14 protein-coding genes and 2 pseudogenes are annotated in these 23,519 nt (G+C 62.1%); 12 read left to right on the top strand and 4 right to left on the bottom strand.

Going from position 1 to position 23,519, the window contains the following annotated elements; translation table 11 throughout:
- Positions 1-115: 115 nt before the first annotated feature.
- The 3 genes and pseudogenes from ABD837_RS21135 to ABD837_RS21125 all read left to right on the top strand — a co-directional run.
- Positions 116-1,450, top strand: coding sequence for a family 1 glycosylhydrolase (locus ABD837_RS21135; RefSeq protein ID WP_345058578.1), 1,335 nt, complete (start codon positions 116-118; stop codon positions 1,448-1,450).
- Positions 1,451-1,558: 108 nt separating this feature from the next.
- Positions 1,559-1,678 (top strand): annotated as a pseudogene (locus ABD837_RS21130) (recombinase family protein); the annotation flags it as partial.
- 122 nt (positions 1,679-1,800) lie between these two features.
- Positions 1,801-1,932: pseudogene (locus ABD837_RS21125) on the top strand (hypothetical protein); the annotation flags it as partial.
- 13 nt (positions 1,933-1,945) lie between these two features.
- On the opposite strand, the gene ABD837_RS21120 reads toward ABD837_RS21125, so the two are convergent.
- From ABD837_RS21120 to ABD837_RS21105, 4 genes are read right to left on the bottom strand one after another with little or no spacing between them, the layout of a single operon-like run.
- Positions 1,946-2,632, bottom strand: a complete 687-nt coding sequence (locus ABD837_RS21120; RefSeq protein ID WP_345058576.1) for an IS630 family transposase — start codon at positions 2,630-2,632, stop codon at positions 1,946-1,948.
- Between the two features lie 32 nt (positions 2,633-2,664).
- Positions 2,665-2,895: a hypothetical protein gene (locus ABD837_RS21115; RefSeq protein ID WP_345058574.1), complete on the bottom strand. Its 231-nt coding sequence runs from the start codon at positions 2,893-2,895 to the stop codon at positions 2,665-2,667.
- Positions 2,896-2,940: 45 nt separating this feature from the next.
- The gene (locus ABD837_RS21110) at positions 2,941-4,320 is read right to left on the bottom strand and encodes a sensor histidine kinase (protein WP_345058572.1); all 1,380 of its coding nucleotides are present in this window, start codon (positions 4,318-4,320) and stop codon (positions 2,941-2,943) included.
- Positions 4,310-5,668: a sigma-54-dependent transcriptional regulator gene (locus tag ABD837_RS21105; RefSeq protein WP_345058570.1), complete on the bottom strand. Its 1,359-nt coding sequence runs from the start codon at positions 5,666-5,668 to the stop codon at positions 4,310-4,312. The genes ABD837_RS21110 and ABD837_RS21105 overlap by 11 nt, the downstream gene beginning before the upstream one ends.
- Positions 5,669-5,971: 303 nt before the next feature.
- Between ABD837_RS21105 and ABD837_RS21100 the strand changes: the two genes are divergently transcribed.
- From ABD837_RS21100 to ABD837_RS21060, 9 genes are all read left to right on the top strand, one after another.
- Positions 5,972-7,231, top strand: a complete 1,260-nt coding sequence (locus ABD837_RS21100) for an efflux RND transporter periplasmic adaptor subunit (RefSeq protein ID WP_345058568.1) — start codon at positions 5,972-5,974, stop codon at positions 7,229-7,231.
- 39 nt (positions 7,232-7,270) lie between these two features.
- Entirely contained in the window at positions 7,271-7,954 is a 684-nt protein-coding gene (locus tag ABD837_RS21095; RefSeq protein ID WP_345058566.1) for an ABC transporter ATP-binding protein, read from the top strand.
- A 21-nt stretch (positions 7,955-7,975) separates the two neighbouring features.
- Positions 7,976-10,333, top strand: coding sequence for an ABC transporter permease (locus ABD837_RS21090; protein ID WP_345058564.1), 2,358 nt, complete (start codon positions 7,976-7,978; stop codon positions 10,331-10,333).
- A gap of 136 nt (positions 10,334-10,469) precedes the next feature.
- Positions 10,470-10,655, top strand: coding sequence for a DUF4158 domain-containing protein (locus tag ABD837_RS21085; protein ID WP_345058562.1), 186 nt, complete (start codon positions 10,470-10,472; stop codon positions 10,653-10,655).
- A gap of 551 nt (positions 10,656-11,206) precedes the next feature.
- Positions 11,207-13,747, top strand: coding sequence for a DUF5686 and carboxypeptidase-like regulatory domain-containing protein (locus ABD837_RS21080; protein WP_345058560.1), 2,541 nt, complete (start codon positions 11,207-11,209; stop codon positions 13,745-13,747).
- Positions 13,748-13,816: 69 nt separating this feature from the next.
- Positions 13,817-15,892, top strand: coding sequence for a 7TM diverse intracellular signaling domain-containing protein (locus ABD837_RS21075; protein WP_345058558.1), 2,076 nt, complete (start codon positions 13,817-13,819; stop codon positions 15,890-15,892).
- A gap of 335 nt (positions 15,893-16,227) precedes the next feature.
- On the top strand, positions 16,228-18,714 hold the full coding sequence (locus ABD837_RS21070; protein ID WP_345058556.1) for a beta-glucosidase family protein: 2,487 nt from the start codon (positions 16,228-16,230) through the stop codon (positions 18,712-18,714).
- A 67-nt stretch (positions 18,715-18,781) separates the two neighbouring features.
- The gene (locus tag ABD837_RS21065; RefSeq protein ID WP_345058554.1) at positions 18,782-21,955 is read left to right on the top strand and encodes a SusC/RagA family TonB-linked outer membrane protein; all 3,174 of its coding nucleotides are present in this window, start codon (positions 18,782-18,784) and stop codon (positions 21,953-21,955) included.
- A 27-nt stretch (positions 21,956-21,982) separates the two neighbouring features.
- A complete protein-coding gene (locus ABD837_RS21060; RefSeq protein ID WP_345058552.1) occupies positions 21,983-23,512 on the top strand; it encodes a RagB/SusD family nutrient uptake outer membrane protein in 1,530 nt (509 codons plus the stop codon).
- Positions 23,513-23,519: the final 7 nt, after the last annotated feature.

The raw sequence follows: 23,519 nt of genomic DNA, 5'->3' as shown, positions 1-23,519 counted from the left end.
TGCTGAGCGCAGCCGAAGCATTTCGCGTGCCGAAGTAATCCAGCTGAATGAGTTAGTGGATGCACGCGAGATGCTTCGGCTGCGCTCAGCATGACGCTTTTTATAAAACCAACCCATGAAGTCCTTTCTCACAGAAATCAAAGAGCATTTCGGCGACGGTAACTACGAGGGCGACCAGTTTGGCGGCGCCAACGGACACAACGGCAACGGCATGCCCACAGGTTTGCCCAATAATTTCATGTTCGCCACCGGCATCGAGTGTAGCTACCCGACCATCGATAACGGCAAAACCCGCCGCGACCTACTGGCCGAGTGCGACCATTACAATCGGTACAAGGAGGACCTCGCGCTGGTGAAGGAAATGGGACTGAAAGTACTGCGCTACGGCCTGCCCTACTACAATATCCAGCTCAGCCCCACGAAATACGACTGGGAGTTTGCCGACCTAGCGATGGCCGAAATGCAGCGCCTGGAAATCACGCCCATTCTGGATTTGATGCACTTCGGCGTACCCGATTTCATTGGCAATTTTCAGAACCCGGAGCTACCAGTACATTTCGCCGCTTATTGCGAGGAAGTTGCCAAGCGCTACCCCTGGGTGCGCTACTACACGCCGGTGAACGAGATTTACGTGACGGCCAAGATGAGTGCCAAGGATGGCGTCTGGAACGAGCAGCTGAAATCGGACAAAGCCTTTGTAACCGCGCTGAAGCACCTGGTGGCGGCCAGCATCATGGGCACGCAGCAAATTGCCAAGCACCGGCCCGACTGCATTATCGTGCAAAGCGAGTCGGCCGAGTTCACCCACGAGCTGCGTGCCGAGCACACGTTTGCGGTGCAGATGCAGAACAAGCTGCGCTTTGCTTCCCTCGACTTGCTCTACGGGCACCACCCCGAAGGCGACGTACTCAACTACCTGTACGACAACGGAATGACACGGCGCGAGTACGAGTGGTTTATGGCTGGCGAGCCGCCCGGCTACCAGGTGATGGGGAACGACTACTACGGCCGCAACGAGAAAATTATGCTGCCGAATGGGGAAGTCTGCACCAGCATGGACGTGCTGGGCTGGTACAACATCACCCACGACTACTACCAACGCTACAAAAAGCCGGTGATGCACACCGAAACCAACGTGCTCGAAGCCAAAGAGGCGCCCACCTGGCTCTGGAAGCAGTGGGTGAACATCCTCCGCATGCGGAAAGAAGGCGTGCCCGTGCTGGGCTTTACCTGGTACTCGCTCATCGACCAGCTCGACTGGGACAAGGGCTTGGAGCGCAAAGTAGGCACCGTGAACCCCTGTGGCCTGTTCGACCTCGACCGCAAGCCTCGGCCGGTGGCAGCGGCCTACAAAATGCTGCTGCAGGAATACGGCCAGATAACCATCGTGCCCCACGGCGAGTTGTTTGAGGTGACGAAAGCGCCGGCCACGCTGAAGGTGGAGGTATAGCGTAGGTTCCTGAACTTCACGCAGAAATCACGGATTTTTAGCGTGTGAGCCTGTCTTTACCAAGCCATCTACTGTCAACTGCTGTCTTGTTAGCTGGTACGTTGCGCTGTGGGCTGGCATTCGTATGACGCCGGCGTGCACTTCGTTAGCTTAAATGACCACCTGGATACTACCACGTCCCAGGGCCGACTCATGTTTAACCTATTCGCTTCCCTGGCTGAGTTTGAGCGCGACATTAGCCGCGAACGTACCAAAGCCGGCCTGACGGCGGCGCGGGCCCGAGGGCGCCAGGGCGGCCCAAAGGCCTCTCCAAGAAGGCCCTTTCCAAAGCCCAGGCCGCGAAAACCCTTTACCCGCAGCCGGACAAGACCGCGACCGAAATCGGCCAACTCCTCGGTGTCGGCTGGGCCACCATTTACCGGTACCTAACGCTTTTAGCTGTCCCTATCGGTGGCAGTATGGAAGCAGCCCCTGACACTTAGAGCGGTTCTCAGGTCAGTGTACGTGGTAGCCACAATGGTCAAACCAGCTTTTCGCGTCCTGTTCGGTTATCCAGTCGGTGGCGGCTTGGATGACGGCCTCCAGGGCCTCGCGGGTGCGGGCCTGGACCGTGCGCAGCCACGTTTTGAGCTTGCTGAAGGCGAGTTCGATGGGGTTGAAATCGGGCGAGTAGGGCGGCAGGTACAGCAGGCGGGCCACGTGGGCTTCGACGCGTTGGGCTAGGCCGGCCACTTTGTGGGCCGGCAGGTTGTCGAGCACCACGACGTCGCCGGGCACGAGCGTGGGGCCGAGCACCTGCTCGAGGTAAGCGGCAAACACGTCGCCGTTGACGGCCCCGCTCACGGTCATGGCCGCTTGCAGGCCGGTTGGGGTCAGGGCCGCCACCAGCATCACGTTCGGCCCGCCGTGCAGCGGCGTGGCCTGGCGGGCGCGCTGCCCGCCGGGGGCGCGGGCGTAGCGCCGGCAGTACGTCAGGTTGGTGCTCGTCTCGTCCACGAACTTGAAGCAACTGAAATCTTCGCTTTGCACGGCTTCGACAAAGGCCGCCCGCAGGGCTACGACCCGCTCGGAGTCGCGTTCGGCGGCGTGGACGCTCTTTTTTTTCGCCGCCAGTCCAGCGCCTGCACGGCCCGTCCCATCGTGGCCGGGCTCGCGGCCGGCCCGCCCAGCGCGGCCACCCACACGCGCAACTCGTCTAGCGTGGCGTCGGGCTGCTAGCGCAGGCAGGCCCCCAACTCGGCGCGGGCCACCACGTCCAGTAACGGGTCCGGCCCGCCGCGCAAGGGCAAGGACGCCAGCGAACCGCTCGTGCGCTGGCGGTGCAAGAGCTTCTCAACAAAGGAAACCGAGACGCTGAACCGGGCCGCCACTTGGCTCACGGTCTGTCCCGCCTCGCCACAGGCTGCTGCCACCCGCTCGCGTAAATCCAACGAATACGCTTTCATGCCAAGAAGATAATAAAAAAACCGTAAACCGTCCTGAGAACCGCTCTAACAGAGAATTTGTCCATTTTCCTGGAAAGGAGCCGAGGGGGAAAACCACAGCTGAAACGCACTGCCGGCTCCCTCTACAGACTGGACCTGAATGCTGCCCTGGTGCAGCTGCATGATTTGCTTGGCCAGGCTCAGCCCAATCCCAGAACCGTTGGGACGGGTGGTGAAAAAGGGGATAAAGATGCTATCCAGCACGTCGGCGGTAATACCGGTCCCGTTGTCTTTCACCTCAATCACCACGCGTTCCTGTTCATCGGCCCAGGCCCGCAGGCTAATGCACGGGTTGGGGGTTTGGGTGACTGCCTGCGCCGCATTGAGCAACAGATTGATGAGCACTTGCTCCAGCAGGTGGCCGTCGGCGTGCAGGGTGAGGTGCGCGGGCCGGACGCTGAGGGCGACCTCGATGCCTTGCACCGCCAGCTGTTCCGCCAGTAGCTGCCGGGTGGCCTGTAGCAATTCCTGCACGTAAAGGGTGGTGCGCTGCGGCGAGGCCAGGGTGCTGAAGTCCCGGTACACTTGGGCGAAACGCAGCAGCCCTTCGCTGCGCTGCTGGATGATGCGAATGCCCGTGCCCACGTCGTCGAGCAATTCGGCGGAGGCTTCCTGCTGCCGGGCGTGCTGCACGTGACGGCCCAACGAATCCGCCAGTGAAGCAATGGGGGCGACCGAGTTCATGATTTCGTGCGTCATGACCCGTAGCAGTTGCTGCCAGGCAGCCGTTTCGGTATCCGCCAGGGCCTGGCTCACGTTTTTAAAGGCCAGGAGGGTAAACGCTTCGCCCTGTAGCTTAAACTGGGTGGCTGACACGAGCAGCTGCACCGTTTGGAGACCCACCGTCAGTTTCACCACCACAGGTTGGCCGGGAAGTGCCCGGCAGATGGCCTCGTACAGGACCGGCTGCCGGGATTGCAGCGCCTGGATGTTTTTCAGGTACGGCAGGTGCAGCGTCTGTTTAAACGCTTCGTTTACCCAGGCCACATTGCCCGCCGCGTCGTAGGACACGATGCCGGTATCGAGCAGCGCCAGAATGGTTTGCAGGTACTGAAACTGCCCTTCCTGCTCGGCCCGCAACTCCCGAAACGTGTCGTTGACCTGGTTGAAGGCCGCGTGCAAGGGCCGCAGCGATGCCGGGGCGGACTGCGCCGGGTACTGCCGCGAAAAATCCCGGTACTTCAGGGCCAGGGTAAAGTCGGCCAGGGCCTGCTGGCCGCGCGTCAGGTAGCGGGCCAGGTCCAGCACCAGGACTAGCAGCAGCACCAGTGCTCCCAGGGCCAGCCCGTAGGCGTGGTGCTGCGTGGCGTACCCGCCCGCGGCTAACGCGGCCACCAGCAGTACCAACCGCCCCAGCAGGCGCACGTCCAAGCGATTAAATATCATGCTTGTCGAGCCGACGGTAGAGGGCGGTGCGGGTGAGGCCCAGCTCCTTGGCCGCTTTGGTGAGGTTGCCCTGGTGGCGCTCGATGGCCTGCTGGATGGTGTTTTTTTCTACTTCCAGCAACGGCAGCGGCTGCTCAGCCACGGTCGCCGCCGCTGCGGAAGCAGCCGCTGATTCGGGGTTCCGAAACGAGAAATCGGCCGGAAGCAGCACGGGGCCAACTGCCAGGATAACGGCCCGCTCCACGGCGTGTTGCAATTCCCGCACGTTGCCGGGCCAGGGATGCTCCCGGAGCTTGCGCAGCGCAGCGGCACTGAATTCCGGCACGAGTTGCCGGTTGCGGGCGGCGTACACCTGCGCGAAGTGCTGAGCTAACAGCTGCACGTCGTCGGCCCGTTCGCGCAGGGGCGGCAGCGTGATTTCAACCGTGTTGAGGCGGTACATCAAGTCCTGGCGAAACGTGCCGCGGGCTACCAGGGCGTGCAACGGGGCGTTGGTGGCCGACAGCAGCCGGATGTCCACCGGTACGGGTACGTTGCTCCCAACGGGCACCACCTGGCGGTTTTGCAGGGCCGTGAGCAGCTTGGCCTGCTGCGGCAGGCCAATGTTGCCAATCTCATCCAGAAACAAGGTTCCTCCGGTGGCCGCCTCAAACCGGCCCACGCGGCTGGCCTGGGCATCCGTGAACGCGCCCTTGGTATGCCCGAACAGCTCGCTTTCAAACAACCCCTCGCTGAGCGCGGCCACATCGGCGGCCACGAAGGGCCGGGCGGCACGGCGCGACTGCTCGTGCAGGGACCGGGCGACCAATTCCTTACCGGTGCCGTTCTCGCCCAGTAGCAGCACGTTGGCTTCGGTCGGGGCGACTTTTTCGATGATGGCCCGCACGTCCTGCATGGCGGCTGACTCTCCCAGTAGCGTAGTAACGGCCGGCCCGGCTTGTTTTTTGGGGCTGCTACCGGTTTTAGGTTGGAGGGCGGCGGCCAGCGTTTGCAACAGCTGGTCGTTGTGCCAGGGCTTGAGCAGGAAATCGGTAGCGCCGGCTTTGAGGGCGCGCACCGCCGTGCGTACATCTCCATAGGCCGTTAGCAGAATAACGGCCGTCGTGGGGTCGTGCTCCCGGATGCGGCCCAACCAATAGAAGCCCTCATTGCCCGTCGCCTGGCCGCTGCGGTAATTCATGTCGAGCAGCACGGCATCAAAGTGCTGCTGGCGAAGCAGGGAGAGCAGCAGCTCCGGGTTTTTCTCCGTTACGACTTCCCGCACCTCGGTTTTGAGCAGCAGCTTGAGGGCGAACAGCACGTCGGGCTCGTCGTCCACTACCAGTATGCGGGCGTGCTTAAGAATCATGAAAAGTGGCTTGGTAAAACGTAAAAGTCGGGTCTGGCAGGTACCCTTCCCAACCCAGGCCACATAAACCGTGCAGACCTCGGAAAATACTGGATTTCAGTCGGCCAGGCCGTTTTCTGCCCGTCAATAGATTCGAACTGTATCAGAACCGGACGGTCGACTGCATCAGAACCGGACGCTCGGCAGCATATGACAACCAGGAGTTGAAAATATATTGCTGATTAGCAAGTATTTGTGAGCAAGGCACCGTTCTTGGCACCTCCGGTCAATAGTTTTTTGCTACTATTTCCTGCGCCGAACCGAATGGATATCCCGATACCGAAGAAAAGATGGTCAGTTGTCGCCCGCTGGTGGTGGCTGGGGGCCCTGGTGCTGGCGGGTACGGGAGTGGCCAGCATCTATTGGCCCCGGCCGGGCCAACGGTTGCACGTCGCGGCCAGCCGGCTGACCATCAGTCACGTTACGCGGGGTAATTTTCAGGAATTTACGGCCATCGACGGGGTGGTGCAGCCGCTGCGCACCGTGTACCTGGACGCGGCGGAAGCCGGCACGGTGCAGCAAGTGCTGGTGGAAGAAGGCGCGACCCTGACGGTGGGCCAACCCCTGCTGCGGCTGGCCAATCCCGACCTGCAGCTGGAAATGGTGAACCGCGAAACGGCTGTCTATGACCTGATGAACAACCTGCGCAACACCCGCAACCAATTGCTGCAAAACCGCATCCTGCGCCAAAATCAGCTGGCAGACATTGACTTCCAGCTGGTCGAGGCCCGGCGGGTGTTTGATACCAACCAGGTGCTGTACGACCAGCAGGTGATTGCGCGGCAAGACTACTTGAAGACCCAGAACGCCTACCGCTACCAGCTGCGCCGGCGGCAGCTCACGCAGCAAACCCTGCGGCAGGATTCGGTGGCCATGCAGCAGCAGCTGGGCACCATGCAGGAATCGGTGCGGCGCATGACCAGCAACCTGGCCCTGATGCGGCGCAAGCTGGACGACCTGCTGTTGCGGGCCCCGGTCGGCGGGCGGCTCAGCTCGCTGGCCGCGGAAGTGGGCGAGGCCAAAACGCGGGGCCAGCGCCTGGGGCAGATTGATGCGCTGGCAGGCGTGAAACTACACGCCGCAGTGGACGAGTTTTACATTGCCCGCATCGGAGCCGGTCAGGTGGGCGAAGTGGTGGTGGAGGGCCAGGCGTATGCCTTGCGCGTGACCAAAATCTTCACCCAAGTGGCCAAAGGCCTGCAAATCGACCTGGCCTTTACCGGTGCCTCGCCACCGGGCCTGCGGCGGGGCCAGACCCTGCCCATCCGCCTGGCGCTGAGCGCAAAGGCCCCGGCGGTGCTGCTGCCAAAAGGCGGCTTTTACCAGCAAACCGTGGGCAACTGGGCATTCAAGCTGGGGGCCGACGGCACCCGTGCCCAACGGGTAGCCATCCGGCTGGGGCGGCAGAACCCCGACTATTACGAAGTGCTGGCCGGCCTGCAACCCGGCGACCGGGTCGTAACGTCCAGCTACGAAGGCTACGCCGACCAACAGGAACTGGTGCTGGATAACCGCCAGCCATAGGTAGCCCAGTAACTACGTGAACATAAAAAGATAAACCTCATGATTAAGACCGAAAACCTGGAAAAGGTGTACCGCACCGAGGAGGTGCAAACCAAAGCCCTGAACCACGTCTCGCTGACGGTGGAGCAGGGGGAATTTGTGGCCATCATGGGCCCCTCGGGCTGCGGCAAATCGACGCTGCTCAACCTGCTGGGCCTGCTCGACCAGCCCGACGGCGGCAGCCTGCAACTGCTGGGCACCGAAACCAGCCGCTACTCGGAGCGGCAGCGGGCCGAGTTGCGCAAGCGCAGCCTGGGCTTCGTGTTTCAGAGCTTCAACCTGATTGACGAGCTGACGGTGTTTGAAAACGTGGAGCTGCCCCTGCGCTATCTCGGCGTGGGGGCCACCGAACGGCGGCAGCGGGTGGAACAGGTGCTGGAAAAAATGCAGCTGCTGCACCGGCGCAACCACTTTCCCCTGCAACTCTCGGGCGGGCAGCAGCAGCGCGTGGCCGTGGCCCGCGCCGTGGTGAACGCCCCACCGCTGTTGCTGGCCGACGAGCCCACCGGCAACCTCGACTCGGCCAGTGGTCACGACGTGCTGGGGCTACTCACCGAGCTGAATGAGGCGGGCACCACTGTGCTCATGGTCACGCACTCCGAGCACGACGCCCGGTACGCCCGGCGCGTCATCCGCCTGCTCGACGGGCAGGTGGTGCTGGAAAACAGCCGCAGCCAATTCTAACCGCCTGCCCCTTTTTTGCCCATGCTTCCCTATCCCTTGCTGCTCCTCTACCGCAACTTTAAGCGGTTCAAAAGCACGTTCTTCATCAACCTGATTGGCCTCTCAACCGGCCTGGCCTGCGCGTTGCTCATCTACTTGTGGATAAGCGACGAGCGCAGCTTCGACCGCTACCACGCCCTGGACGGCCGGCTGTATCAGGTACTGGAAAACCGCCGCACGGCCGCCGGCATCGAGACCCAAACCGGCACCGTGCCGCTGCTGGCCGAGGCCTTACGGCGGGAAATGCCGGAGATTGAATTCGTGGCCACCACCACGCCGGTCCCGTTTTTCCCCGCGTTCACGCTGGCGGTGGGCGGCCAGCACCTGAATGCCGTCGCCAAATACGCGGACCCAGCCTTCTTTCAGCTGTTTTCCTACCCCCTGCTGGTAGGCACCCCCGCCACGGTGCTGCACGATAAAGATGCCATTGTCCTCTCCGAGGCCCTGGCCACCAAGCTCTTCCAGACGCCGCAGAACAGCCTGGGAAAAGCCGTGGAATGGCAAATGGCCGACCGAAAGCAGACCTGCCTGGTGGCCGGGGTGTTTGCCGGGGTGCCCCGCAACTCGTCCGAGCAATTTGACTGTGTGCTGCCATTTGCCTCGTTCAAAGACCAGATGCAGATGAGCGAAACCATCAAGTGGGACGACGACGGCCCCTTCAACACCTACCTGGCCTTGAAGGAGGGGGCCGACCCCGCGCAGTTTCAAGCCAAGCTGGCGGGGTTGCTGAAAACCAAAAGCGCGCAGGCCCCGGCCCGGGGGCGCACGCTGTTTGTGCGGCCGTTCTCGGCGGGGTACCTGCACGGCACCTACGAAAACGGCGTCGCCACCGGGGGGCGCATTGCCTACGTACGGCTATTCGCCCTGATTGCCGGGCTCATTCTGGTGATTGCCAGCATCAATTTCATGAACCTGTTCACCGCCAAGGCCTCGCGGCGGGTCAAGGAAGTGGGCATTCGCAAGGCCCTGGGGGCGAGCCGCGCCGCGCTGGTGGGGCAGTACCTGACCGAATCCGTGGTGATGGCCTTGCTGGCCCTGGTCGTGGCCGTGGGGCTGGTGCAGCTCGTGCTCCCACAGTTCAGCGCGCTGACGGGCAAACCCCTGGCCTTGCGGTGGGAGCCGCAGCTGGTGGGAGCCGGCTTGGCTCTGGCGCTGGGTACGGGGCTGCTGGCGGGCAGTTACCCCGCGTTCTACCTGTCGGGGTTCCAGCCGGCGGCCGTGCTGAAAGGCAAGCTGCCGACCCGGGCCGGCGACGTGTGGACGCGGCAGGGACTGGTCGTGGTGCAGTTCACGCTCTCGGTGCTGTTCATCGTGGCCGTGGTGGTCGTCAACGCGCAGCTGGCGTTTCTGCAGCGCCAACCGCTGGGCTACGACAAAGCGCACGTGCTCCGCTTTGATACGGGCGGCAAGGCGGCGCGTCAGCAGACAGCCTTTCTGAGTGAGGTGAAGAAATTGCCCGGCGTTGTGCAGGCATCCAGCGTCTTGGGCGGCTTCCTGGGGGGGCGCTACGTCACCGAGATGAGCTGGCAGGGGAAGCGCCTGCCAGTAGCGACGATGCTGGTCAACTACGACCTGGTGGAAACAATGGGCCTGCACCTGGTAGCCGGCCGCAGCTTTGCGCCGCAGTTCCGCGCCGACAGCGCTGCCATCCTCGTCAACCAGGTCCTGGTGGCCGGCCTGGGGATGCCGGACCCCGTGGGCCAACGGCTCGACGGGTCCCGCATCGTGGGCGTGGTCCGCGACTTCCACTACGAGTCGCTACACGAAAAAATCAAACCCCTACTCCTCAAGCTCGACCCCCAGATTAACACGGTGTTAGTGAAACTCCAGCCCAATGCGGAGCAGGCCACGATTGCGCGGCTTCAGCAACTGTACGCCGCCTACAACCCCGGCTTTACGCTCGACTACACGTTTCTGAATACCGACTACCAGGCGCAATACGTGGCCGAGCGGCGGGTGGCAGTGCTCGCCCGCTACTTCGCCGGGCTGGCCATTCTCATTTCCGCCCTGGGCCTGCTGGGGTTAGCTGCCTTCACGGCCGAGCGGCGGCGCAAGGAAATCGGCATCCGCAAGGCCTTGGGCGCGAGTGAGCTGGGTATCGTCTGGTTGTTGACCAGCAGCCTGACCCGGCTGGTCGTCGTGGCCATCGTACTGGCGCTGCCCCTCAGCTACCTGCTACTGCAGCGGTGGCTGGAAGGCTTTGCCTACCGCGTGGCGTGGCAGTGGTGGTACTTTGCGGCGGCCGGCATGGGGGCGTTGCTCATTGCCTGGCTCACGGTAAGCGTGCAGGCCTGGCGCGCGGCCCGCCGCAGCCCCGTGCTGAGCCTGCGGGCCGAGTGATAGGCAAGTAGGTTGGCCGCTCTGAATTGCCAAAAGGAAGGCGACCAACCTCACTGCCGTTGTACACAGGCGCAGGCATGCGCTAAGACCTCTTGTTCCGCACTGCTGACTTTCCACAACAACCACAAGTCCTCCGATGCCAGTAGCGTTTCTGAGTGACGAGCAAGCCGCCCGCTATGGGCGCTACCACGCCGCCCCCAGCCCGGAGCAAATGACCCGTTTCTTCTACCTCAGCCCACAGGACATCCGGCTCCTGGCCAATTATCGCCGTTGCGACACCCAACTCGGGTGCGCCGTACAGCTGTGCCCCTGCAGTTTTTGAGATGAACACGTCAACATGCTGGGCCGCTACGATTGCACACTGCATGAGGCCATTGCGGCAGGTCAATTACGCCCGCTACGCACCGTAACAAATCGGGAAACGTCGCTCGGCGAATCGGCCTAGCGATAATTTCTGTTGCTACTCTAGCGCTACCCCTAAAAGTGTGCCTACCCGACGGCACCCGGCTGGCCGGCTCTGCTATTGTAGAAGAAATAATCCACTTCACTGATAGCATGAGCGCGGCGCGCGGGCTGTTGCTCGACCTGGGCCCCGCCCGCGCACTAGTAATGGCCACGGCCATCTGGTTGAATACACTAATTTCAGCCGTTTGGTGAGTCCTCCCTCACCAAGTCCTGGATAGCCTGCACCGCCCTTCACCGAGCAATTAGCGTCACTCGGCCAGGCACGACAATTAAGGCGGACAAGGGTTTAAAATTACCATTGTTATTTTTAAAAAAAACGGCACGGAACTAGTTAAAGCGGGTTGGGCTTTGCGTAATTTGCCGGACCTTCCCTACTTATTCTCGGCATTTGGTTCTTTTATACACCATATGAAATTTCTTGCTCCGCTGCTCTTGCTGTGCCTTGTCGTACTGCCAGCTGCTGCTCAGCGTATCGTTATCAGCGGCCAGGTAGTGGAAGCGACAAATGGCGAGCCGGTGCCATTTGCGTCCATCTTCGTGCCGCGCACCAGCTTCGGCGTCACGGCCGATGCCGATGGCAAGTTCAAGCTGGCTGTGACGGGTACGCCCGACTCGCTCGCGGTTTCCGCCATTGGCTTTGCCACCCAGCGCCGCAAGCTCAGCGACGCGGCCGTGCAATCGGTGCTGTTCCGGATGAAAACCGGTGGCGTTACCCTGGGCGAAGTCTTCGTGAGCTCGCGCCAGCCCGAGAACCCGGCCTTTCGCATTCTGCGCGAAGTGCAGCGCCACAAACCCCAAAACGAGCGCCTTTCCCTGAAAGCGGCGGAGTATGATTCGTATAACCGCATCGAAATCAGCCTGATTGACCTGCCGGCCGCGCTCAACAAGCGCAAGGCGATACGCGACATCCGGGCTTTGGCCGTGCGCCAGGGGGCTTCGGCCGTGGGCGATGCCGACGCGCCGCTGCCCATATTCGCCTCCGAGGTAGGCTCGCGGGTGTACCAGCGCAACAGCCCCTTGCGCCGCCGCGAAGACCTGCTGCACAAGCAAATGCGCGGCGTGGGCCCGCGCGAGGGTTCGGTGCTATCGCAGATGCTGGGCTCGAATTTCCAGAACTTCGACTTCTACCCCAATTGGCAGAACGTGTTGGGCAAAGACTTCATCTCGCCCATTGCCGAAGGCGGACGCGGTACTTACGACTACGACCTGCAGGACTCGGTATTTGTGGGCAAGGATTTTTGCTACAAGATTGCCGTGACGCCCAAACGAAGCCACGACCTGGCCTTTAAAGGCACCATCTGGATTACCCAAGAAGGCTACGCCCTGCGCCGCGCCGACCTGGTGGCCAGCCCCGAAGCCAACATCAACTTCGTGAACGACCTGCGCGTGACCCAGGAGCTAAGCTCACCCGCCGACGGTCCCGGCCTGCCGGTGCGCACCAAGCTGCTCATCAGCGTGCGGCCTTCGGAGAAGCAGGCGGCCATGCTGGTCCGCTACACAACGGTGAGCAGCAACTTATTGCGCAATAAGCTGCACGACGAATCCGGCTTTTACGACCAGCCCATTGTATCGTCGCTGATGGAGCCCACCACCGAAAGCCCCGCCGCCGGGCTGCCGCAGGGCGGCGGCGGCGGCTATTTCGATACGCACCGGCCCGACACTCTGAGCCTGAGCGAGCGGCAGACTTTTGCCGTGCTCGATTCGGCCAAATCGCTGCCCTCAGTGCGCAATTTGCTTGACTGGGTCGACTTGCTAGTGAACGGCTATAAGCGCGTAGGAAAGCTCGATTTCGGACCAATTTCAGCCATTTACGCGCACAACGATTTCGAGGGCGACCGCATCCGTTTCGGCTTCCGCACCACGCCGCTTATCAGCCGCGATTGGCTGACGCAGGCTTACGTGGCCTATGGCACGAAGGATGGCCGGTTCAAGTACGGGGTGCGCGAGAGCTACATTGCTGAGCGGCGGCACTGGACAGTGTTTTCGGCGGAATTCAAGCACGATGTGGAGCAAGTTGCGCTGCTCGACAACGATTTTCTCGATAACAACAACAACAACCTTTTTGTGGTTGCCTCGCGCTGGGGCCGCTTCCAGCGCCCGGTGGTGCGCAACCTGGCATCGTTGAGTGTACAGCGCGATTTGTTCCACGGCTTCACCCAGACCCTGACGGCACGCTACCAGTACATCGACCCGCTATTTCCGCTTGGAGTGCCACCCTCTAGTGGTCCAACCGATACGCCGCCCTCCGAAATTCTTCGTTTGAATGAAGTAGTCTCGGAGTCGCGCTACGCGCCCGACGAGACCCTGGTGCAAAGCGAAAACCGCCGGCGCGCCGTGGGCCTGAAGCGTTGGCCGGTGTTCAACTTCCGCTACACGCTGGGCTCCGTCAACTGGTTCCGGGGCCAGAACACGTATCATAAGTTCAACCTATCTGTGACCCACAGCGTATCGGTGGGCTATTTTGGCCGGCTCGGCTACCGCGTCGAGGCCAACTACATTCCGTCGGCCTTGCCCTACATCATCCTACGGGCTCCATTGGGCAATCAAACGCTCTTCTATAACGCCAACGCCTTTAACCTGATGAATTACTTCGAGTTTGTGACCGACCGCTCGGCGTCGTTGCGCCTCGACCAGCACTTTGAAGGCTTGCTGTTGAATGCCATTCCCGGGATTCGTGCGCTGAACTGGCGGCTGGTCGGCACCGCCAACATCCTCTACGGCAATCTTTCTGACCGGGCCCGGCGCGCCAATGGCAATTCCAGCTACCTGCCCCCCACCATCCGGCAACCCTACATTGAGGTGGGCTACGGCATTGAGAACATCTTCAAGTTTATCCGGGTCGATTTCCTGCACCGGCTTACTTACCGCGACCAGCCGCCCATTATTGATGACCGTCACCTCGAGCATCAAAACTTTGGGATAAAACTCAGCGCCCAGTTCCGTCTCTAGCAGCGGTTATGCTCCGTCAACAGTCCGCCAGGCTATTTGCTGGGCGGACTGTTGTATTTTAGGGGCCGTATGTGGTTACTCACTCAATTGCAAAAGCGCGGGATACAGTCTGTTGTGACCACCCGGCCCCTGGTGGGTTATTCCAGCACGTTTGCGCGCCAGTGGCTGCTTGGCTGGCTGCTGGTGCTACTGGCCTTGCCCGCCCGCGCCGTCCTGCCCGAAGACACGCTGGCCGTGTATCCGAGCCAGGCCGAAATCTACCTCGACGACAATTATTACAGCATTCTGGAAGACCCGACCGGCCGCCTCACGCTGGCCGATATCCGCAGTCCGGCCTGGACCACCCGGTTTCGGCGGCTGCGCGGCTCGGGGCAGCCAGCCAACATCCAACACCCGGGCAGCACCTACTGGCTGCGCCTAACGGTACGCCACGCCCCCATCGAGTCCGATGCCTGGTACCTCGAACTCTACGACTCGCACATTGGGCAGGCCATGTTCTACCGGCCCCGGCCCGGCAGTGCTACCCTGTACGACAGTGTGGCCACCGGGGCCAACCGCTCGTTTGCCACCCGGCCGCACCCCTACAAAAACTTTCTGTTCGACCTGCCGCCCCGGCCCAGCCAGACGGTGACCTACTACCTGCGCTTGCATTCCGACACGCGCACCAGCTTCCGGGCCATGGTGCACAGCGGGGCGGGCCTTATTCCGGAACTTTCGTTGCAGTACTGGCTGCTTGGCATCTTCTATGGCATCCTGCTCATCATGGTGCTCTACAACCTCATCCTCTACTTCTTTTTGAAGGAAAGCACCTACATCTTGTACGTGCTTTACGTGCTGAGCGGGGCGTTGCTGTTTTTGTCGGAGGATGGCCTGGGCTTCCAGTATTTGTGGCCGAACGCGCCGGGCTTTAACCACTTTATTGGGGCGGCGGCGCCGGTGCTGCTGCTGCTCACGTTTGGCACCTACGCCAGCCGGTTTCTCGACACGGCCTCGCGCCTGCCACACCTGCACCGCTTGGGGCGTTGGGTGCTGGGGGGCAGCGCGGCGCTGCTGGTGCTCGATGTGGGCATGGTGCATTCGGGCTTTAGCTTCTGGCTGTACCTGCTGCCGTATGGGCTGCTGTACTACGCCGGCTGGCAGGCGTACCGCACGGGGCTGCGGCCGGCCCGCTACCTGTTGCTGGCGCAGGCGTTGGTAGCCATCAGCCTCACCTTCCTCATCTCCCGCAAGCTGGGCATCGACTTCTATAACAACGCCTACACAGTGTATAGCCTGAACGCCGCCTTCGTGCTCGAAGTCGTGATTCTGAGCTACGCGCTGGGCGAGAAGCTGAAGGGCCTGATGGACCTGACCCTGCTCTCGCAGCAGCGGCTGCTGAAGCAGATGCGCAAGAAACACCAGGCCCAGAACCGGCTGGTAGAGCAGTTGCACGAGAACCAGCTGCTGAAAGACCAACTCAACACCGAGCTCGAAGCCCAGGTAGCCGAGCGCACGGCCGAGCTACGCCGCCAGCACGAAACCGTGGCAACCCAGAACCGGGAGCTGCTCGAAGCCAACGGCCTGCTGGCGTTGCAGTCCGACGCCATCGCCAACCTTAACCGGGAGCTGAGCCGCGACCTGCACGCCGAAAAGGCAGCCCGCATCGAGGCCCGGGAAGTCGACTTTGGCGAGTTCAGCCAGATATACCCCGACAAGGATGCCTGCCTACGCTACCTGGCCGACCTGAAGTGGGCGCAACACCCCTACCGCTGCCGCAAATGCGGCCACGAGAAAAGCTGTGAGGCCCGCGAGCCTTACGCCCGCCGCTGCACCCGTTGCCGCTACGTAGAGTCGGCCACCACGGGCACCCTCTTGCAAAAGTGTAAGTTCTCGATTGTGAAGGCCCTCTATGCGGTGTTCCTGCTGCACGCCCACCGCGGCAACTACCCACCGGCCGAGCTGGCCCGCGTGCTGGAGCTGCGCCCGGCTACCAGCTGGGCCTTTGCGCAGAAGGTGCTGGGGGCCCTACAGCGCCGCCGCCAGGCCCCCGACTACGAAGAGGGCGAACCCTGGACGCATGTGCTGCTCGATGCCACGGCCGAGGTTGAAACAGCCGACCTGGAAACGACCGAGGCCCAGGATGAAGTGGCCGCAAATCCCCGGTAACGTTTGTGGAATACCCGATGGAGTTGTTCGGGCTGAACAGTAGGGACATCCCATAATAGCGTCGGCTAACAGGGAAGGCCTGCGGTTTTAGATTTTATTTTGCTAAAACAATGCTTTTTTTTCATTGTTTTTTAGCCTGATACTACAAAACCTAAAAACCGTCTGCCAGAACTACAGGGCTATTTACCGCCCTACCGCACGTGTGCAGCAAGCGTAAAGCCCACAGGTGCACAAACCACAAAAACGCCTTTTACGGGCTATAGAGCGCATTTTATTGCTTGCTTTTGCCAAACACACGCTTCTACATTTGGGCCACAACTCCCATTCTGTACGCTGTGTCTGGTTCTATTCTTTCTTCTTTTCTTGGCTTTCGCGCTTCGAATCGGCTGGCCCCAATTCGCCTGGCTACTGCTTGCTACTCCTTACTAGTAGCGGGCCTTGGGCTGGCCGCCTGCCAGCGGGCATCCGTACCTGGGAGTGGCCCCACCGCAACGGCCACTGCTGCCCCCGCAGCCAACCTTGCCGCCACCGCTACAACCGATTTGCCAGCAGCCACCTTTAGCCCGCGGGTGCAGCAGCTGCTGGCCCAGATGACGCTGGAAGAGAAAATCGGGCAGATGACCCAGCTGGCCAATACGGCCATCAATGCTTCGGGGGTGCAAAAGGACGTGATGCTGGACTCGGCAAAAGCCGCCCAGCTGGTCCGGAATTTTCATATTGGCTCGTTTCTGAACGGGGAGGCGGTGCCAGCCGCCCAGTGGGTGCGCTACTCCGCCGCTTTGCAGCGCATCAGCATGCGCGAGTCGCGGCTGCACATCCCCATCATCTACGGCATCGACCACATGCACGGAGCCAGCTACGTGAGTGGCACGGCTATTTTCCCGCACAACATCAACCTCGGGGCCACCTTCAACCCCGAGCTGGCCCGCCAAACGGCCCGCGCTACCGTCCTGGAGTCGGCCGACCTGGGCCACCATTGGGTGTTTGCCCCGGTGCTCGACTTAGGTGTAAACGTGTACTGGCCACGCTTCTACGAAACCTACGGTGAGGACCCATTGGTGGCGGCCACGCTGGGCGCCGCTTTCGTGAAGGAGCTGCAAACCAACACCGAGATTGCCCCTTACAAAGTAGCGGGCTGCGGCAAGCACTTTTTGGGCTACTCCGACCCGCGCAATGGCTGGGACCGCACCAATGCCCTCATTCCCGACCAGCGGCTGCAGGAGTTCTTCCGGCCTTCGTTTCAGTCCGCAATCGATTCCGGCCTGAAATCCATCATGATTAACTCGGGCGAAATCAATGGCGAGCCCGTGCACGCCTCCAAAGCCATTCTGACCGACCTGCTGCGGCGGCAGATGGGCTTTAAAGGAGTGGCTGTGACCGACTGGGAGGATATCATTCGCCTGGTGAGGATTCAGAAAGTAGCCGCCAACGAAAAGGAAGCTACCTGGATGGCCATTGATGCGGGCGTGGACATGGCCATGACGCCTTACACCACCACCTTTTGCCGCATTGTGAAGGAATTGGTGCAGGAAGGCCGCCTTACGCAGGCCCGCATCGACCTCTCGGCCGGTCGGGTACTGCAGATGAAGGACGACATCGGCCTGTTTGACAACCCCATGCCCCGCGCCGACCGCCTGAACCGCATCGGCGACCCGGCCCTCCGCCTGCAGGCCACGGCCGCCGCCCGCGAAGCAGTGGTGCTGCTGAAAAACGACAAGAACATGCTGCCTCTGGCCCCGGCCCGCGTGAAGCGCCTGCTGGTAGTAGGCCCCTCGGCCGAGTCGCGCGCCAACCTGTGCGGCGGCTGGACGCTGGCCTGGCAGGGCCGCCCCGAAGCGGCTTACCCGAAAGACGTACCAACCTTGGTAGAAGCCCTGCGCCGCGAGTACCCGCAGGCCACCGTGGAAACGATTCCGTACCGCGACGCGGCGGGCAAGTCGCTACTAGCCAGCATCTCGGCCGCTGCGCGCCGGGCCGACGCTGTAGTGCTGGCCCTGGGCGAGCGCCCCTACACCGAGGGCATGGGCAACACCTCGGACCTCACCCTGCCCGACGACCAGCTAGCCTTGGCCCGGGCCGCGCAGGCCAGCGGCAAGCCCACCGTGCTGGTGCTCATTGGGGGCCGGCCCAGCATCATCCGGCAGGTGGCGGAGGGCACTTCGGCCATCATTTGGGCGGGGCTGCCGGGCTACGGCGGCGGCACGGCCCTGGCCGAAATCATCAGCGGGAAAACCAACCCCAGTGGCAAGCTGCCTTTTACCTACCCGCAGTTCGCCGGCCACACCACGAACTACCACCACGACAACAACGAAAACAGCCTCGACCTGAGCGACTTCGGCGCCGGATTTGAGCAGCGCGGAGCCAAGTACAAGAGCTCCATGCTGACCGAGTTTGGCGAGGGCCTGAGCTACACTACCTACGCCTACTCGGGCCTCGCCTTGAGCGACTCGCTACTGACCGGCCCAACCTCCCGCCTGCGGGCAACGGTGCGCGTAGCCAACACGGGTGCCCGCGCCGGCCAGGAGGCGGTGCTCTGGTTCTTGACCGACGAAGTAGGCCGCATTGCCCGGCCGGTGCGCCAGTTGCGCCACTTTGAGAAGCAAGCCCTGGCCGCCGGCCAGAGCCGCGAATTCACCTTCGACATCGACCCGCGCCGCGACCTGAGCTACCCCGATGGCCAGGGCCGCCCCCAGCTCGAAGCGGGCTGGTACACGTTGCGCGTGGGTTCGCAAACCGTGCGCTTCCGCTATGCGGGCGGGCCGCTGGCCCAGGCCAGCACCGCTGCTCCGGGTAGCACTGGTGCCCTCACCCCTGCCCGTTAGGTCTCACCAGCCAACCACTTGATTTTCTGCAATTCATCATTTGTCACCACCACTCTTTCAGCCCACCATGAAAAGAACTGAGTACATAATCAACCTTGTGCGCCCGGCCGCTGTGCTGCTGGCGTGCAGCCTGCCCTCGCTGGCAGGGGCAGCGGCCGCTCCGGTGGCCATTCATGCCCTGGCCCGCCCTGCGGCCGATGTGCCCGTGAGCGGGCGCGTAACCGGGGCCGACGGTACCGGCCTACCCGGCGTGACCGTACTGGTGCGTGGCACCACCGTGGGCACCACCACCAATTCCGACGGCATGTTCAGCCTGAGTGCGCCCGAGGGCAGTACTCTGGTGTTCAGCTTTGTGGGGTACGCCAGCCAAACGGCGACGGTAACGACTGGGGCACCTGCCTACGCCATCTCGCTGCGCGAAGACGCCAAGCAGCTCACCGAAGTTGTGGTGGTGGGTTACGGTACGCAGCAGCGCGGCAGCGTGACGGGGGCTATTTCTTCGGTTGGCGCGGCCGAGATTGTGCGGCAGCCCGTGCCCGATGCTACCCAGGCCATTCAGGGCAAGGTGGCGGGTGTAACCATTACGTCGGGCGGCGGTGCCCCGGGCGGCGCCGCCGGCACGGCGGTGCGGGTGCGCGGCATCACGTCGGCGGGCTTTAACGCGCCGCTGTACGTGGTCGATGGCTTTCCGCTGCCGGCTTCTACCGATGGCAACGGCAACGCGACCAACACCGAGCTTACCTCCATCAGCCCCAACGACATTGAGACGATTGATGTGCTGAAGGATGCTTCGGCCACCGCTATCTACGGGGTACGGGCCGCCAACGGCGTAGTCATCATCACCACTAAGCGCGGCAAGGCCGGTAAATCGACCATCAATCTGGACGCCTACCGCGGCGTACAGACGGTGGCCCGCCGGCTGAACATGCTCAACGCCAAGGAGTATGCTACCATCAACAACGAGTCGTTGATTGCGGCCGGCAAGCCCATTGCGCTGGACAAGCTGCGCGACCCCAATTCGCTGGGCGAAGGCACCGACTGGCAGGACCTGTTGTTCCGCCGGGCAGCTATTCAGAACTACTCGCTCTCGGCTACGGGTGGCAGCGAAAAGGCCCGCTATGCCCTGTCGGGTACCTATTTTCAGCAGGATGGTGTGATTGTGGGCACCAACTTCGAGCGTTTCACGCTGCGGGCCAACGGCGACGTGCAGATTGGCAAGATGCTGAAAGTGGGCAACAGCATTGCGCTGACTCACATAAGCGACCGTCAGGTATCGACCAACAACGGCGAATATGGCGCGGTGCAGCAGCTGCTGCGCATTCCGCCCACCGTGCAGGCGTACCGGCCCGATGGCTACTGGTACCAGCCCAACAGCGCGTCGGATAACTTCACCGAGGAAAACCCGCTGGCCACGGCGCTGCGCACGAACCAGAAGTTTACCCGCAACCGCGCCATCACCACGTTCTACGCCGAGCTGGAGCCACTCAAAGGCCTCCGCTTCCGCACCAACGTGGGCGCTGACCTCATCTTCGACAACAACAACAGCTTTGCGCCCAAGGGCCCCGAGCTGGCCGGCTACACGCAGCGCTACATCACGGCGGGCGGCGGCGCCAGCTCCAGCTACGCCCCCACTTACCTGATTGAGAACACGGCGACCTACGACCGGCTGTTCGGCGACAAGCACCAGGTAACGCTGCTGGTGGGCCAGTCGGCGCAGGAGTTCAACTTCAGCAACGTCTCGGCCAACCGGTCGCTGTATCTGCGCAACGACCTGCAAACCGTCAACTCCGGCCCCATCAACACGCTGCTCTCCAACGGCGGCACCGTGGATGAGCCCCGGCGCCTGGCCAGCTACTTTAGCCGCCTGAACTACGAGTACGGTGGCAAGTATATTTTCCAGGCCACGGTGCGCCGCGATGGTTCGTCGCGCTTCCAGCCCGGTTCGAAATTTGGCATCTTCCCCGGTGCATCGGTGGGCTGGCGCATTTCGGAAGAAGACTTCCTGAAAGGCAACAACACCATCAGCAACCTGAAGCTGCGCGCTGGCTACGGCCGCGTGGGCAACGAACTGAACGCCGGGCGCTACGCCTACCTCTACTCCATCAACTTCGGTGCTACGTACCCCTTCGGCATTGATGGGGCCATCAACCCGGGCGGCGCACCAACCCGCCTGAAGAACACCGAGTTGCGCTGGGAGTACAACGACCAGACCAACCTGGGCCTGGACATGGGCTTCTTCGGCAACCGCCTCGAAGCCAGCATTGACCTCTACAACCGCAACTCGCCCAACCTGATTGCCGGGGTGCCGCCAACGCTGGTATCGGGCACTTACGAGTCGGTGAACCGCAACGCCGCCTCCGCTTACAACCGGGGCGTCGACGTCGCGCTGACGTCGCACAACTACGTGGGGTCCGAAGGCAGCTTCAACTGGTCGACCATCCTGAACGTGTCGGCGTACAAAACCCGCCTGGAGTCGCTGGGCGCTGGCATTCCCTACAATGGCCAGGGCTCGCTGAGCGGCACCATTGTGCGCTACGACATCAACCAGGCGTTTGGCTCGTTCTACGGCTACGTGGCCGACGGCCTGATTCAGACGCAGGAAGAGCTGGCGAGCCTGAATGCCCGGGCCAAGTCGGGCTCGGCCAAGGCCGACTACTACCAGGCTGCTGGCACGGCTCCCGGCGACATCAAGTTCCGCGACCTGAACGGCGACGGCGTCATCACCGATGCGGACCGTCAGTTTATTGGCAATCCGAACCCGAACTTCTCGTTTGGTGTCACCAACACCTTCAACTACAAGGGCTTCGACCTGAGCTTCTTCGTGCAGGGTGTGCAGGGCAACGATGTGTACAACCTCAACCGCTACATCACCGAAAGCGCACTGTACAGCACCACCAACGGCACTACCCGCATTCTGGGTCGCTGGACGGGCCCAGGCACCAGCAACGACGTGCCCCGCGCCATCAACGGCGACCCCAACAACAACCTGCGGGTATCGACGCACTACATGGAGGATGGCTCCTACGTGCGCCTCAAGAACCTGACGTTTGGCTATACGCTCCCACGCAGCATCCTGAGCCGCGTTTCGGCCAGCCAAATCCGGCTGTACGTGACGGGCCAGAACCTGCTGACCCTGACCAAATACACCGGCTACGACCCGGAGGTGAGCGCCAGTGGCGTCGACCTCGGCATCTACCCGCAAACACGGGTGTTCATGGGCGGCATCAACGTCGGGTTCTAATTCCTTCAACTTCCCACCTCTAGTATCATGACTATCTCAAAATTCACCTGCGCCGCTTTTCTGCTTTCCCTGGGGTTGCTGACTGGCTGCGGCGAGAAGTTTTTGGAAGAAGCCCCCGTTGACCAGATAACGGATGCGAACTTTTACCAAACGCAGCAGGATGCCATTCAGGCCACCAATGCAGCCTACAGCGAGCTGACCAAGGAAGGCCAGTACAACTCCGCCATGTGGGCCTTCGACATCATGGCCGATAACTCGGTGACGGGCGGTGACGATGGCAACGACGGCATCGAATACAAGCAGATGGAGGCGTTCAGCATTCCGAGCACCAACTTCGTCGTCAACCGCCTGTGGGGCGGCTCGTTCATCGGCGTGCAGCGCGCCAACCTGGTGCTGCAAAAGGTGCCGGGCATTGCCAACATGGACCCCGCCATTAAGAGCCGCTGCCTGGGCGAGGCGCAGTTTCTGCGGGCCAAGTTCTACTTCGACCTGGTGCGGGTGTACGGCGACGTGCCCCTGTTCACGACGCCGCCCGCCACTCCGGCCGAGGTGAACATTCCCCGCACGCCGGTGGCGCAGGTGTACGCTCAGATTGAAAAGGACCTGATTGCGGCCATCGGCAACCTGCCGGGCTCGTATGCCGGCGCCGATTTGGGCCGCGCTACCAAGTGGGCCGCCACCGGCCTGCTCGCCAAAGTGTACATCACCGAAGGCAAAAAGGCCGAAGCTGCGGTACAAGCGCGGTCGGTGATAACGGGCTCGGGCAAAACGATGTGGGCCAATTACGCCGACAACTTCAAGCCCGCCAACGAAAACCAGAACGCCAAGGAATCCCTGTTCGAGATTCAGTTCGTAAACGGCCGCAACGAGTACGACCGCAACAACGTGGGCTCGTCAATGAACGAATTCTTCGGCCCACGCGGTGCCAACCAGACCCCCGGCAGCGGCTACGGCTTCAACATTCCGGAACCCGACTTCGTGAACGGCTACGAAGCCGGCGACACGCGCAAAGCGGCCTCCGTCTGGGTGCCCGGCGACGTATTCCCGGACGGCAAAACGCAGTCGGCCAAGGCCACGGGCTCGCCCTATGGCTACAACGTGCGGAAGTGGTTTGTGGGCAAGGTGAATACCAACATCTGGGATTCGCCCCTGAACGTGCCCGTGCTGCGCCTGGCCGAAATGTACCTGATTCTGGCCGAAGCCGTGGGCTCCAATGCCGAAGGCCTGGAAGCCATCAACAAAGTGCGCCGCCGGGCCTTTGGCCTGCCCATTGATGCCGCCTCGGCGAAGGACCTGATGGCCAACGTGCCCGACTTCACGGCGGCCGTGCTGCGCGAGCGCAAGTACGAGCTGGCCTTTGAGTTCGACCGCTGGTTCGACCTGAAGCGCTACAACGGCACTCAATACGGCCTGATACCGGTGATGACGGCCCAGGCCAACTACCTGAAAACGCTGGGCATTACGCGGGGCATCCCCACCGAGAAAAACCTGGTGCTGCCCATTCCGCAATCGGAGCTGGACGCCAACCCCGGCCTGAAGCAAAACCCTGGCTACTAACCGGGCC

The organism is Hymenobacter glaciei (assembly GCF_039539585.1).
GTDB lineage: Bacteria > Bacteroidota > Bacteroidia > Cytophagales > Hymenobacteraceae > Hymenobacter > Hymenobacter glaciei.
Note: the sequence above shows the minus strand (reverse complement) of the source record. Positions and strands in the feature narration are given on the sequence as shown.

Bases quoted from the DNA above. Each gene is read 5' to 3' on its own strand.
- ABD837_RS21105 (WP_345058570.1), bottom strand. From the start codon at position 5,668: ATGATTCTTAAGCACGCCCGCATACTGGTAGTGGACGACGAGCCCGAC.
- ABD837_RS21065 (WP_345058554.1), top strand. From the start codon at position 18,782: ATGAAAAGAACTGAGTACATAATCAACCTTGTGCGCCCGGCCGCTGTG.
- ABD837_RS21110 (WP_345058572.1), bottom strand. From the start codon at position 4,320: ATGATATTTAATCGCTTGGACGTGCGCCTGCTGGGGCGGTTGGTACTG.
- ABD837_RS21085 (WP_345058562.1), top strand. From the start codon at position 10,470: ATGCCAGTAGCGTTTCTGAGTGACGAGCAAGCCGCCCGCTATGGGCGC.
- ABD837_RS21135 (WP_345058578.1), top strand. From the start codon at position 116: ATGAAGTCCTTTCTCACAGAAATCAAAGAGCATTTCGGCGACGGTAAC.
- ABD837_RS21100 (WP_345058568.1), top strand. From the start codon at position 5,972: ATGGATATCCCGATACCGAAGAAAAGATGGTCAGTTGTCGCCCGCTGG.
- ABD837_RS21075 (WP_345058558.1), top strand. From the start codon at position 13,817: ATGTGGTTACTCACTCAATTGCAAAAGCGCGGGATACAGTCTGTTGTG.
- ABD837_RS21080 (WP_345058560.1), top strand. From the start codon at position 11,207: ATGAAATTTCTTGCTCCGCTGCTCTTGCTGTGCCTTGTCGTACTGCCA.
- ABD837_RS21060 (WP_345058552.1), top strand. From the start codon at position 21,983: ATGACTATCTCAAAATTCACCTGCGCCGCTTTTCTGCTTTCCCTGGGG.
- ABD837_RS21095 (WP_345058566.1), top strand. From the start codon at position 7,271: ATGATTAAGACCGAAAACCTGGAAAAGGTGTACCGCACCGAGGAGGTG.
- ABD837_RS21115 (WP_345058574.1), bottom strand. From the start codon at position 2,895: ATGAAAGCGTATTCGTTGGATTTACGCGAGCGGGTGGCAGCAGCCTGT.
- ABD837_RS21090 (WP_345058564.1), top strand. From the start codon at position 7,976: ATGCTTCCCTATCCCTTGCTGCTCCTCTACCGCAACTTTAAGCGGTTC.